The organism is Pseudomonas fluorescens (assembly GCF_902498065.1).
GTDB lineage: Bacteria > Pseudomonadota > Gammaproteobacteria > Pseudomonadales > Pseudomonadaceae > Aquipseudomonas > Aquipseudomonas fluorescens_BJ.
This window is the reverse complement of sequence record NZ_CABVIR010000012.1, coordinates 69739-82981: the sequence shown is the minus strand read 5'-3', so window position 1 is coordinate 82981 and position 13243 is coordinate 69739. Positions and strand designations below refer to the sequence as shown.

General features: G+C 59.9%; 12 protein-coding genes. 3 read left to right on the top strand and 9 right to left on the bottom strand.

What is annotated here, in order from left to right:
• Positions 1-111 precede the first annotated feature (111 nt).
• The 3 genes from F8N43_RS28485 to F8N43_RS28475 form a co-directional block, all read right to left on the bottom strand.
• Positions 112-882: a MetQ/NlpA family ABC transporter substrate-binding protein gene (locus F8N43_RS28485; protein ID WP_150630699.1), complete on the bottom strand. Its 771-nt coding sequence runs from the start codon at positions 880-882 to the stop codon at positions 112-114.
• A gap of 74 nt (positions 883-956) precedes the next feature.
• Positions 957-1631 (bottom strand): methionine ABC transporter permease, encoded by a 675-nt coding sequence (locus F8N43_RS28480; RefSeq protein WP_150630698.1) that lies wholly within the window; start codon positions 1629-1631, stop codon positions 957-959.
• The gene (locus tag F8N43_RS28475; protein WP_150630697.1) at positions 1631-2638 is read right to left on the bottom strand and encodes a methionine ABC transporter ATP-binding protein; all 1008 of its coding nucleotides are present in this window, start codon (positions 2636-2638) and stop codon (positions 1631-1633) included. Before F8N43_RS28475 ends, F8N43_RS28480 begins: the two co-directional genes overlap by 1 nt.
• Before the next feature lie 264 nt (positions 2639-2902).
• On the opposite strand from F8N43_RS28475, the gene katE reads away from it, so the two are divergent.
• Positions 2903-5041, top strand: coding sequence for a catalase HPII (gene katE, locus F8N43_RS28470; protein ID WP_150654682.1), 2139 nt, complete (start codon positions 2903-2905; stop codon positions 5039-5041).
• Between the two features lie 104 nt (positions 5042-5145).
• On the opposite strand, the gene F8N43_RS28465 is transcribed toward katE, so the two are convergent.
• From F8N43_RS28465 to zur, 4 genes are read right to left on the bottom strand one after another with little or no spacing between them, the layout of a single operon-like run.
• Positions 5146-5862 carry a PA5502 family lipoprotein gene (locus F8N43_RS28465; RefSeq protein WP_150630695.1) on the bottom strand — a complete coding sequence of 239 codons (717 nt, stop codon included), beginning with the start codon at positions 5860-5862 and terminating at the stop codon, positions 5146-5148.
• A gap of 37 nt (positions 5863-5899) precedes the next feature.
• Positions 5900-6688, bottom strand: a complete 789-nt coding sequence (gene znuB / locus F8N43_RS28460; RefSeq protein ID WP_150630694.1) for a zinc ABC transporter permease subunit ZnuB — start codon at positions 6686-6688, stop codon at positions 5900-5902.
• Positions 6681-7466: a zinc ABC transporter ATP-binding protein ZnuC gene (gene znuC, locus F8N43_RS28455; RefSeq protein WP_150630693.1), complete on the bottom strand. Its 786-nt coding sequence runs from the start codon at positions 7464-7466 to the stop codon at positions 6681-6683. Before znuC ends, znuB begins: the two co-directional genes overlap by 8 nt.
• The gene (zur, locus tag F8N43_RS28450) at positions 7466-7948 is read right to left on the bottom strand and encodes a zinc uptake transcriptional repressor Zur (protein WP_150630692.1); all 483 of its coding nucleotides are present in this window, start codon (positions 7946-7948) and stop codon (positions 7466-7468) included. Before zur ends, znuC begins: the two co-directional genes overlap by 1 nt.
• A gap of 66 nt (positions 7949-8014) precedes the next feature.
• Here zur and F8N43_RS28445 point away from each other — a divergent pair, with 66 nt between their 5' ends.
• A complete protein-coding gene (locus F8N43_RS28445) occupies positions 8015-8935 on the top strand; it encodes a zinc ABC transporter substrate-binding protein (protein ID WP_150654681.1) in 921 nt (306 codons plus the stop codon).
• 117 nt (positions 8936-9052) lie between these two features.
• On the opposite strand, the gene F8N43_RS28440 is transcribed toward F8N43_RS28445, so the two are convergent.
• Both F8N43_RS28440 and F8N43_RS28435 read right to left on the bottom strand, forming a co-directional pair.
• Positions 9053-10003, bottom strand: coding sequence for a homoserine kinase (locus F8N43_RS28440; RefSeq protein WP_150630690.1), 951 nt, complete (start codon positions 10001-10003; stop codon positions 9053-9055).
• Positions 10004-10061: 58 nt separating this feature from the next.
• The gene (locus F8N43_RS28435) at positions 10062-10352 is read right to left on the bottom strand and encodes a DUF2782 domain-containing protein (RefSeq protein ID WP_150654680.1); all 291 of its coding nucleotides are present in this window, start codon (positions 10350-10352) and stop codon (positions 10062-10064) included.
• A 74-nt stretch (positions 10353-10426) separates the two neighbouring features.
• On the opposite strand from F8N43_RS28435, the gene polA reads away from it, so the two are divergent.
• Positions 10427-13198, top strand: a complete 2772-nt coding sequence (polA, locus tag F8N43_RS28430; RefSeq protein WP_150654679.1) for a DNA polymerase I — start codon at positions 10427-10429, stop codon at positions 13196-13198.
• The last annotated feature ends 45 nt before the right edge of the window (positions 13199-13243 follow it).

Below are 13243 nucleotides of genomic sequence, written 5' to 3'. Positions count from 1 at the left end.
TGGCGATCTCACGGACGCCATCGCCAGCAAGCCGGCTCCTGCAAGGTCCGTGTTTCGGGCATAAAAAATGGGGCGCATTGAATGCGCCCCATTTTTCGTTACAGCTTCAAATCAGAACGCCGGCACGACCGCGCCTTTGTACTTCTCGAGAATGAAGGCTTTCACTTCCGGGCTGTGCAGCGCGGCAACCAGCTTCTTCATGTCTTCGCTGTCCTTGTTGTCCGGGCGGGCAACGAGGATGTTCACGTACGGCGAGTCGCTGCCTTCGATCACCAGCGCATCCTTGGCCGGATCGAGCTTGGCTTCCAGCGCGTAGTTGGTGTTGATCAGCGCGAGGTCGACCTGGGTCAGCACGCGCGGGATGGTCGCGGCTTCCAGTTCGCGGATTTTCAGGTCTTTGGTGTTCTCGGTGATGTCCTTGACGGTCGACAGGATGTTGTTCGAATCCTTCAACTTGATCAGGCCAGCCTTGGCCAGCAGCAACAGCGCACGGCCGCCGTTGGTGGCGTCGTTCGGGATCACCACGTTGGCGCCGCCCGGCAGTTCGGTCAGCGCTTTGTATTTGCTGGAGTAAGCACCCAGCGGTTCCAGGTGCACGCCGGCCACGGAAACCAGATGGGTGCCCTTGGCCTTGTTGAACTCATCGAGGTACGGCTGGTGCTGGAAGAAGTTGGCGTCCAGACGTTTCTCGGCCACTTGTACGTTCGGCTGAATGTAGTCGGTGAAGACTTTGACCTTCAGGTCCACGCCTTCTTTGGCCAGGGCCGGTTTCACGAATTCGAGGATTTCTGCGTGCGGGACCGGGGTGGCCGCGACGGTCAGGGTGTCGGCATGGGCGGAAAAGGCTGCAACGGCAGCAAACGCGACGAGTAGTTTTTTCATTCAGCTAACTCCTTGTGAATATCCGCTTGCGGCGCCTGTTTGCGGCGCCCGCCAGCAAATGGCCTGCTCATAAATTATTTGCGCGAAAAGTGTACGACCAACTTGTCGCCAACGGTTTGCAACACTTGAACCAGCACCAGCAGCAACACCACCGTGACGACCATCACGTCAGTCTGGAAGCGCTGGTATCCGAAACGGATCGCCAGGTCACCCAGACCACCCGCGCCGACCACACCGGCCATCGCCGTGTAGGACACCAGTGTAATAGCTGTCACCGTAATCGCCGCGAAGATGCCCGGACGGGCTTCCGGCAGCAAGGCATTGGTGATGATTTGACGTGTCGTCGCGCCCATGGCCTGGGTCGCTTCGATGATGCCGCGATCCACTTCACGCAAAGCGGTTTCCACCAGACGCGCGAAGAACGGCGTGGCACCGACCACCAACGGCGGAATCGCACCGGCGACACCCAGCGAAGTGCCGGTGATCAACACGGTGAACGGGATCATCACAATCAGCAAAATGATGAAAGGCAATGAACGCAGGATGTTCACCGCCAGCGACAACATCGCGTATACGCCTTTGGCTTCCAGCAACTGACGCGGGCTGCAGAGAAACAACAGCACGCCCAGCGGCAAGCCCAGCAAAACGGTGAACAACAGCGAACCGCCGAGCATCAGCAGGGTGTCGCCAGTGGCCAGCCAGATTTCGAACCAGTCGATATTGGAGAAGAAACTTGTCAGGGCGTCCATCAACGCAGCACCTCCATGTGGACATCAGCCGCGGTGAAGCGGGCAAACGCCGCCTCCATGTCGCCGCCGGTGACTGCCAGGGTCAGTTGCCCGTAGGGAATGTCTTTGATGCGGTCGATACGACCGGCCAGGATGCTGTAGTCCACGCCCGTTTCCCGAGCGACGGTTCCCAGCAATGGCGCGTAGGTCGCTTCGCCCTGGAAGGTCAGACGCACGATACGGCCCGGCACGTGAGCAAAATCGTCGCGCTGTTCGCTGTCGTCGATCTGCTCGTCTTCCTGCACGAAACGCTTGGTAGTCGGGTGCTTGGGATGCAGGAACACCTCGGCGACCGAACCTTGCTCGACGATCACGCCAGCGTCCATCACGGCCACCTGGTCACAGACGCGACGGATCACATCCATCTCGTGGGTGATCAGGACGATGGTCAGCTTCAACTCGCGATTGATCTCGGCCAGCAATTGCAGGACCGACGCCGTGGTCTGCGGGTCCAGGGCGCTGGTGGCTTCATCGCACAGCAGGATTTTCGGCTTGGTCGCCAGGGCGCGGGCGATGCCGACGCGTTGCTTCTGGCCACCCGACAACTGCGCCGGGTACTTTTTGGCGTGGTCGGACAGACCTACCCGCGCCAGCAACTCGGCCACACGCTGGTCGATCTCGCTGCGCGACAGTTCACCCGCCAGGGTCAGCGGCAACGCGACGTTGTCGGCCACGGTCTTGGATGCCAGCAGGTTGAAATGCTGGAAAATCATCCCGACCTGCTGACGGAAGCGTCGCAAGCCGTTGGCGTCCAGCGCCGTGACTTCTTCGCCGTCGACGATGATCTTGCCGCCACTGGCGTTCTCCAGGCGATTGATCAGACGCAGCAGGGTACTTTTTCCCGCACCGGAATGACCAATCAGGCCGAAGACCTGACCGTTCTCAATCGACAGACTGGTCGGGTGCAGGGCGGGAATATCCTTACCGGCGACGCGGTAGGTTTTGTGGACGTTTTGAAACTCGATCACGTAGCGAACCTTGTGGGGCGCGTTGAAAAAGGATCAGCGGTTAGCCGGGCGCGCATTTTAGCCTGTCCGTATAGAGGTTATTAGCATTTATTCCGCATTCAACCTTCGATTTGGCAATAACGCGATCAAAGGTCAGAAAAAAGGAACGGCTAAAAACCCCATCAGTCATTAATAAGGCAACTCGAAAACGCCCCCGGTGCCGTGCCTGGGGCCTGCATAAGCTTCCTGGCTACGGCAGGAATCGCAACGAGGAGTCTACGACTGATGAGTACTAAAAAACCTGCCGCCCCCAAAAGCGCTCTGGCCGGAACCGATACCCTGGACCGCGGCAACACCAATACCAAGCTCGACAGCCTGGAAAAATTTCGCTCCGACGCCACCGAACAGGCCTTGCGCACCAACCAGGGCGTGAAGGTGTCGGATAACCAGAATACGTTGAAGGTCGGCGCTCGCGGGCCGTCGCTGCTGGAAGACTTCATCATGCGTGAAAAAATCACGCACTTTGACCATGAGCGCATTCCAGAGCGCATCGTCCATGCCCGCGGCACCGGCGCTCATGGTTACTTCCAGAGCTATGAAAACCATTCAGTGCTGACCAAGGCTGGCTTCCTGCAGGATCCGGGCAAGCAAACCCCGGTGTTCGTGCGTTTTTCCACCGTTCAGGGTCCACGCGGGTCAGGCGATACCGTGCGCGACGTACGAGGTTTCGCCGTGAAGTTCTTCACCGACGAAGGCAACTTCGACCTGGTGGGCAACAACATGCCGGTATTTTTCATACAGGACGCAATCAAGTTTCCTGACTTCGTTCACGCGGTAAAACCCGAGCCACACAACGAGATGCCTACCGGCGGCTCGGCGCATGACACTTTCTGGGATTTTGTCTCGCTGGTGCCCGAGTCGGCACACATGGTGATCTGGGCAATGTCCGACCGGGCGATCCCGAAAAGCCTGCGCAGCATGCAGGGCTTTGGCGTGCACACGTTCCGGCTGATCAACGCCGAGGGCAAATCGCGCTTCGTCAAATTCCATTGGCGCCCGACTGCCGGCACGTGTTCGCTGGTGTGGGACGAAGCACAGAAGCTCGCCGGCAAGGACACCGACTATCACCGGCGCGATCTCTGGGAGTCCATCGAGATGGGCGATTACCCGGAATGGGAGCTGGGCGTGCAGATCATCGAAGAGGAAAACGAACACAGTTTCGACTTCGACATCCTCGACCCGACCAAACTGATCCCGGAAGAACTGGTACCGATCACGCCGCTGGGCAAAATGACGCTGAACCGCAACCCGGACAACTTCTTCGCCGAAACCGAACAAGTCGCCTTCTGCCCGGGACACATCGTGCCGGGGATCGATTTTTCCAACGATCCGTTGCTGCAAGGTCGGCTGTTTTCCTACACCGACACGCAGATCAGCCGACTCGGCGGGCCGAATTTTCACGAGATCCCGATCAACCGTCCGGTGGCGCCGTTCCATAACGGCCAGCGGGATGCGTTGCACCGCACCACCATCGACAAGGGTCGTGCGTCCTACGAGCCCAACTCCATTGATGGCGGCTGGCCGAAAGAGACGCCGCCAGCCGCTCAGGACGGCGGCTTCGAGAGTTATCCGGAACGCATCGACGCCAACAAGATCCGTCAGCGCAGCGAGTCGTTCAGCGACCACTTCTCTCAGGCGCGGCTGTTTTTCCACAGCATGAGCAAGCACGAGCAGGAACACATCATCTCGGCTTACAGTTTTGAGTTGGGCAAGGTGGAGCGAGAGCATATCCGGGCGCGCGAAGTGAACGAGATCCTCGCCAATATCGATCTGGAACTGGCCAAACGCGTGGCGCAAAACCTCGGCTTGCCCGCTCCGAAAGCCGGGACGGTCGAAGTGCGCAAAGTCACACTGGATCGCTCACCCGCGCTGAGCCAGGCGAACTTGCTACCGGGCGATATCAAAACCCGAAAAGTGGCGATTCTGGCGGCCAATGGAGTTGATGGCGCAGCTATCGATGCCATGAAGAAAGCGCTGATGGCAGAAGGCGCGCATGCCAAATTGCTTGGCCCGACTTCGGCGCCGGTGACCACCGCTGACGGCAAGTCACTGCCCGTGGATGCTTCGATGGAAGGGCTGCCTTCGATTGCATTCGACGCGGTGTTCGTGCCCGGTGGCGCGGCATCCATCCAGGCGTTGAGCGGTGATGGCGTGGCGCTGCACTACGTGCTGGAGGCTTACAAGCATTTGAAGGCAATCGCGCTGCAAGGCGAGGCGAAGCAGTTGCTGGATGTGCTGAAGCTGGAGGCTGATGCAGGGTTGATCGTGGGGACGGATGCCAAGTTGATCAAGCCGTTTTTCGCCGCGATCGGGCAGCATCGGGTGTGGGATCGGGAGCCTAAGGCCAAGGCGATTCCGGCTTAAGGTTTTGTATCGATAGCAAGGACGCTATCGCGAGCAGGCTCGCTCCCACAGGGTTACAGGTTGACCACAAATCCACTGTGGGAGCGAGCCTGCTCGCGATGCTTTCAGGGTTTACGCGGACTCAAAACCATCTGCGCCGGAATGTTGCGCAGGATCTGTTTTTCCAGATTCAGATCAAACCCCGAGTCCAGCTTCTTCACTCGCTTGGTCAACAACGTCGCCAACCAAGGGTAGTCCTGCGTACGTGGCGCCTGAATGCTGACATCACACTGATAATTCACCACATCGGCGGCGATAGCGTCGAGTTGCCGACGAAGTTTGCCCATGTCGGTGAGATTCAACGCAACCGTGGTGCTTTCAGCCGTCGGATCAATCACTTTTGCCTGCGGCTTGGCTTCGGCAGCCTTTAGCGCTGCTTCGGCTTTATCCAGTTCAGCTTTGCGCGCATTGACGATGGCATTGTTGACCCCGCCGGTCAGCGCCGGCGCCTTGGGCATCAACGCGCGAGCGCGGCTCAACGCTGTCGCGGCAGCATTCACATCACCTTTTTGCAGCACGATGCGACTGCGCAACAGGTAGGCTTCAGCCAATTGACGCTGGTATTGCTCAAGGGATTGATCGTTGGGTGACTCGGCCTGCAAGGCGCCCAATTGACCTTCGGCAGTAGCCAGTTCGCTGCTGGCGAGACTTTGCTCAAGCTGTGCGATGGCCGTGGCCCGCGCATCAGTGGCCTCGGGGGCCGCCGGTGGCGTGCTTTGGCATGCGCCCAGTAGCAGCGAAAATGCGACAAGGAGCAGATAACGGGAGGCGAACGGCTTCATTCCTGCGACTCTCTATTTGCGCAAAAAACGAGCAAGTCTACACCCCTCGACGGGGCAGGACAAAACTCAGCAGAAACAGTGCGGCGGCCGTCACAACAATCGATGGGCCCGCCGGGGTGTCCTTGAACCACGACAACGCCAGCCCGCCACACACCGCGAGCATGCCCAGCAGGCTCGCGCCCAGTGCCATCTGTTCCGGTGACCGGGCGTGACGTTGTGCCGCAGCGGCGGGGATGATCAACAGCGATGTAATCAGCAACACACCGACAATTTTCATCGCCACCGCGATCACCACGGCGATCAGCAACATCAAGGTCAGGCGCAGCGCCGGCACGGGCAAACCTTCTACCCTGGCCAGTTCTTCATGCACCGTGATCGCCAGCAATGGCCGCCACAACGTTATCAGCAAAGCCAGAACAGCGGCGCTGCCCCCGAGAATCCATGCCAGATCGGTCGGGCTGATCGCCAGCAAATCGCCGAACAGGTACGCCATCAGGTCGATCCGCACTTCGTGCATGAAGCTTAGTACGACCAGCCCCAGAGAGAGCGTGCTCGGTGCGAGAATTCCCAAAAGCGTGTCGGACGCCAGCGGCTGACGCTGTTGCAAAGTCACCAGCAACACCGCCAACAGCAAACAACCGACGGTGACCGCCACCGTCGGACTGACATCCAGCAGAAAGCCCAACGCCACGCCGAGCAAAGCGGCGTGGGACAACGTGTCGCCAAAATAAGCCATGCGCCGCCAGACCACGAACGAACCCAACGGGCCCGCCACCAGCGCCAGTGCCAGACCTGCAAGCAGGGCGTAGAGCAGAAAATCAGCCATGCTTGCAGCTATCTCCGTGAACGTGAGGTTGGGCCGACGGGGCCGCGCTGACCACCGAACCATGCAGATCATGCGCGTGGTCGTGATGGTGGTGATAAATCGCCAGGCTTTGGGCGTTCTTTCCGAACAGCTCGACGAAAGCCGGATCGCCGCTGACCTGCTCGGGATGGCCGGAACAGCAGACGTGACGGTTGAGGCAGACCACTTGATCGGTGGTGCTCATCACCAAATGCAAATCGTGGGAAACCATCAACACGCCGCAGCCGTGACGGTCACGCAGACGGGTGATCAGGCTGTACAACTCGGCCTGACCGGCCACGTCTACGCCTTGCACCGGTTCATCAAGCACCAGCAATTCAGGCTCGCGCAACAGCGCCCGGGCCAGCAGCACGCGCTGCATTTCACCGCCGGAAACGCTTTGCACCGGGCTATCGATCACCTGTTCGGCGCCGACTTCCTTGAGGGCGGCCAAGGCGCGAACACGATCCACGCCCGGCACCAGGCGCAGAAAGCGCAACACCGACAGCGGCAGCGTCGGATCGACGTGAAGTTTTTGCGGCATGTAACCAACGCGCAGTTTCGGCTTGCGCCATACGCTGCCGCTGTCCGGCTTCAACAGACCGAGCACCGCACGCACGAGGGTGGTTTTGCCGGCACCGTTGGGGCCGATCAGGGTGACGATCTGCCCCGGCTCGACGCTCAGCTCGATGTTATCCAGCACGTTTTGCCCGGCAAACGTGACAGCAACCTGCTCAAGGCGGATCAGCGCGTTGCTCATCAAACCCCCTGGCAACCCGAGCAAAGGCCGACCACTTCAACGGTCTGGCCTTCGACAACGAACCCGACATCCTTGGCGCTGGTGACAATCGCGTCGCTGATGGATTTCTGTTCGAGTTCGATGGCGGCGTGGCATTCGCGGCAGATCAGGAACTGGCCCTGGTGCGCGTGTTCCGGGTGATTGCAGCCGACAAAGGCGTTCAGCGAGGAGATGCGGTGCACGAGGCCGTTTTCCAGAAGGAAATCCAGCGCACGGTACACGGTCGGCGGCGCGGCGCGGCGGCCGTCCTGCTCACTGAGCACCGCAAGGATGTCGTAGGCACCCAACGGCTTATGGCTTTGCCACACCAGTTCCAGCACCCGCCGGCGCAGGGCTGTCAGGCGCAGGCCTTGACGTGCGCACAAGGCATCGGCCTCAGACAGTGCGCTATGCACGCAATGAGAGTGGTCGTGGGGACGGCTGGCAATCGGTGTTTTAGGCATGAGCGGCGACGAGTTTTGTGAGAGACGTTATTATGTTACCCGTTCTCGCCTCTACGAGTGGTCATCGTGTCCCGACTTTTTTCTGTATTTGTCGCATTTGTCGCCAGTTTTCTGCTGATCGGTTCTGTCCAGGCCGACGTCAAAGTCCTCACCAGCATCAAGCCGCTGCAGTTGATTGCCGCTGCGGTACAGGACGGTGTGGCGATTCCGGAAGTGCTGCTGCCGCCGGGAGCTTCGCCGCATAACTATGCGCTGCGCCCGTCCGACGTACGGAAGGTGCAGTCGGTGGATCTGTTGTACTGGATCGGGCCGGGCATGGAAGGTTTCCTGCCTCGCGTAATGAATGGTCGTACGCTACCGAGCGTTGCCGTGCAGGATTTGCCGGGACTGAAATTGCGCCGTTTCGCCGAAGACAGTCACTCGCACGCCGAAGAAGCCGACGAGCATGATCACGATCACCGTCCGGGCAGCCTGGACGCGCATTTGTGGTTATCGCCGGTCAACGCTCGGGTGATCGCAGCGAAAATGGCCGCGGACCTGAGCTCTATCGATCCGGACAACGCGGCGCGCTATCAGAGCAATCTCAAAGCATTTGATGACCGTCTCGACGCGTTGGACCTGCGCTTGAAGGCGCGGCTGGCGAGTATCGCAGGCAAACCGTACTTTGTGTTCCATGAAGCGTTCGACTACTTCGAAGACGCTTACGGCCTCAAGCACACTGGTGTGTTCAGCGTCGCCGCCGAAGTGCAGCCTGGTGCCCAGCACGTCGCGGCGATGCGCTCCCGTTTGCAGGAAGTGGGCAAGACCTGTGTATTCAGCGAACCACCGTTGCGGCCGCGCCTGGCGGAAACGCTGGTGGCAGGTTTGCCGGTGAAACTGGCGGAGCTGGATGCGCTGGGCGGGTATACGCCGGCGACTGCTCAGGGGTACGAGCACATGCTGGAGAAGTTGGGGAATGATTTGGCGGGGTGCCTGGAGTCGTTGTAGTCCAGAAAATCGTGTCGCCCCAATCGCGGGCAAGCCACGCTCCCACAGGGCCTGTGTCGTTCGCCAATATTATGAACAACACAGGCCCTGTGGGAGCGTGGCTTGCCCGCGATGCTTTTAGAGGGCGAACGGCAACGGCGTACTGACCTTCTGCCGCTGCGCCAATCGCAATTGAAACTCCATCGGATCGTGAATCAACACGTCCTGCCCGGCGAATGTCTCTGCGGCAATCAATCGCGACAGCCAAAACCGCACACAGGCCACACGCAGCATGGTCGGCCACAACTCGGCCTCGGCAGCGGTGAAGGGTCGCAACGCGGCATAAGCCCCCAGCAACGCCCGCGCTCGTGGGCCGTCGATCAACCCGTCGTCGTCCGAACACCAGTCGTTCAAGGCAATCGCCACGTCGTAGAGCATCGGCCCCGAGCACGCGTTGTAGAAGTCGATCAACCCGGTCAGGTGCGTGCCTTCGAACATCGCGTTGTCGCGGAACAGGTCCGCGTGGATGTTGGCCCGTGGCAGCGCCAGGATTTTCTCTTTTTGCTGTGTGATTTCGTCCAGCGCCCGCTGCAGCAAATCGCTCTGCTCGGCATTCAGGTGCGACAACAGCTGCGTGCCCTCTTCCAGCATCCAGTCCAGGCCGCGGTCGGTCTTGCGCTTGATCATGTTGGCCTGGGTTGCCAGATGCAGGTGTCCGAGCAACTCACCCACTTGGGCGCAATGCTGTGCGTTGGCGACCTTGATGTGCTTGCCAGCCAGACGCGGCTGCAACAACGCAGGCTTGCCGGCCAGTTCGCGCAAGGCGATGCCGTCGGTGGTGCGCAAGGCATAGGGCACCGGCAGATCGGCTTCATGCAGCACGTCCAGCAATTCGATGAAGAACGGCATCTCCTGAACCGGACCGCGCTCAACCAGGGTCAGGACAAATTCGCCCTGCTCCAGGCTGATAAAGAAGTTGGTGTTTTCGCTGCCGGCAGCAATCCCCTGGAAATCAAGCAGGCGGCCGAGGCCGTAGGGGGCGAGAAAGGTTTCCAGCTCGGGCCGAGCCAGCGGGGTGAACACAGACATGTTTTAACTGCCAGTACGGGCGCCGCTGCTTGAGCCAGCGCCGATTGAAATTAAGAAACTACTTCCACTCAAAAATCTTCCACGACGGAATCAGCATATCCGGCTGATCCGAGCGGATGAAGTTCGCATCCGACCCGTCCGCGCGTACCAGGAAATACGGCGGTGCATTCTTCGGCGTAACCTTGATCGCATACAGGAAACCGTTTTGGCGGTACTCCTGAATGACTTTGTCCCCTTCCGTGCGGATCGTGACTTCCGGCTCCGGAGTCGGTGCATCATCCGCCGCCATGACGGCCAGTGGAACGGTTGCAAACAAGCCAGCCAGCAACAGGCGATTTAGTGTGCGCATGATAACCTTGTCCCTTTGTCGTCAACGGTCCCGCTATTCTAGCGCCGGACCCGCCGAAAAGGTTGATCCTGCTCATGAGCCAAGCCCCCCTCGTCCTGGTGGACGGTTCTTCTTACCTGTACCGCGCCTTTCACGCCCTGCCACCGCTGACCACGTCCAAAGGTCTGCCGACCGGGGCGGTCAAAGGCGTGCTGAACATGCTCAAGAGTCTGCGCAAGCAGTACCCGGACAGTCCGTTCGCCGTGGTGTTCGACGCCAAGGGCGGGACATTCCGGGACGAAATGTTCGCCGAGTACAAGGCCAACCGCCCGAGCATGCCCGACGACATGCGCGTGCAGATCGAACCGCTGCATCAGAGCGTGATCGCCCTGGGCTTCCCGCTGCTGTGCGTCGAAGGCGTCGAGGCCGATGACGTGATCGGCACCCTGGCGCGCAGCAGTGCTGCCGCTGACCGCCCAGTGATCATCTCCACCGGCGACAAGGACATGGCGCAACTGGTCGACGGCCACATTACCTTGGTCAACACCATGACCGGTAGCAGCATGGACGTTGAAGGCGTGAAGGAGAAATTCGGCGTCGCTCCCGAGCAGATCATCGATTATCTGGCACTGATGGGCGATTCGTCCGACAACATCCCCGGCGTTCCGGGCATCGGCCCCAAGACCGCTTCCGGACTGTTGGTCGGCGTAAACGGCGGCCTGACCGAGCTGTATGCCCAGCTCGATATCGTCCCGACCTTGCCGATTCGCGGTGCGAAAACCCTGCCGGCCAAGCTCGAAGAGCACAAGGAGATGGCTTTCCTCTCCTATCAGTTGGCAACGATCAAGATCGACGTGCCGCTGGACATCGGCCTTGATGACCTGCAAATGGGCAAGCCGGATCACGACAAGCTCGCCGAGCTCTACACCCTGCTCGAGTTCAAAAGCTGGTTCGAAGAAAACCAGCGTGACGCCAAGCGTTCCGGCCAGGAAGTCACCGCGCCGGTGGTTGAAGAAGCGGCCGTCGAGAGCGAACTCAAATACACCACGATCCTCACCCAGGCCGATTTCGACCTGTGGCTGAAGAAACTCAACGACGCCAGGCTGATCGCATTCGATACCGAAACCACCGGCATCGATGCGCAGCAGGCGCAACTGGTCGGCCTGTCGTTCGCGGTACAAGCCAACGAAGCCGCCTACATTCCTCTGACCCATTCCTACATGGGCGTGCCGGATCAACTGGATCGCGACACCGTACTTCGCGCGCTGAAACCGATTCTGGAAGATCCGAACAAACTCAAGGTCGGCCAGCACGCCAAGTTCGACATGAACATCCTGGCCAACTGCGCCATCGGCGGCGATCAGAGCTGCGGCATCACCGTGCAAGGCATCGCCTTCGACACCATGCTCGAATCCTACGTGCTGGACTCGACCGCGACCCGCCACGACATGGACAGCCTGGCGCTCAAGTACCTGAATCACACCACCACCAGCTTCCAGGACATCGCCGGCAAAGGCGCCAAGCAGCTGACCTTTGACCAGATCTCCCTGGAACTGGCCGGCCCGTATGCCGCCGAGGATGCCGACGTAACGCTTCGCCTGCATCAAACCCTGCAGGAAAAGCTCAATGCAATTCCGAGCCTGAGCAAGGTCCTGAGCGACATCGAAATGCCGCTGGTGCCGGTGCTTGCGCGAATCGAACGTCAGGGTGCGTTGGTCGACGCCAACCTGCTGGGCATCCAGAGCGTTGAGCTGGGCGAAAAGATGGTCGCGCTGGAGCGTGAGGCATTTGCCATCGCCGGTGAGGAATTCAACCTCGGTTCGCCGAAGCAATTGGGCGTGATCCTGTACGAAAAACTCGGTCTGCCGATCCTCAGCAAAACCGCCAAGGGTCAGGCTTCAACGGCCGAAGCGGTGCTGGCGGAACTGGCCGAGCAGGATTACCCGCTGCCCAAAGTGCTGATGCAATACCGCTCGATGAGCAAACTGAAAAGCACTTACACCGACCGCCTGCCGGAGCAGATCAACCCGCGCACCGGGCGGATTCACACGTCTTATCATCAGGCTGTCGCGGCGACGGGACGTTTGTCGTCCAGCGATCCGAACCTGCAGAACATTCCGATCCGCACCGCCGAAGGTCGGCGGATTCGTCAGGCGTTCGTAGCGCCAAAAGGCTACAAGCTGCTGGCCGCGGACTACTCGCAAATCGAACTGCGAATCATGGCTCACCTGGCCAAGGACGAAGGTTTGCTGCACGCCTTCCGCAATAACCTGGACGTACACAAAGCCACCGCCGCCGAAGTGTTCGGCGTCGAGCTGGCAGAGGTCACCACTGATCAGCGCCGCAGCGCCAAGGCGATCAACTTCGGTTTGATCTACGGCATGAGTGCGTTTGGCCTGGCCAAGCAGATCGGCGTCGATCGCAAACAGTCCCAGGCGTACATCGACCGCTATTTCGCCCGCTATCCAGGCGTTCTTGAGTACATGGAGCGCACCCGCGCCCAGGCGGCCGAGCAAGGTTTTGTCGAGACCCTCTTCGGTCGTCGTCTGTACCTGCCGGAAATCAACGCGAAAAACCCGGCCCTGCGCAAAGGCGCCGAACGCACGGCGATCAATGCGCCGATGCAAGGCACGGCGGCGGACATCATCAAGAAAGCCATGGTGGCTGTGGATAACTGGCTGACCTCATCAGGTCTCGACGCCAAAGTCATCCTGCAGGTACACGATGAGTTGGTGCTTGAGGTGCGTGAAGACCTGATCGATCAGGTTCGTGAGGAAATTCGCGTGCACATGAGCGAAGCCGCGAAGCTTGATGTGCCGCTGCTGGTCGAGGTTGGCGTAGGCAATAACTGGGATGAGGCTCACTGATCTACAGGATCGTAATGCTGCGGCATAGTGCCGCGGCAGACGGGC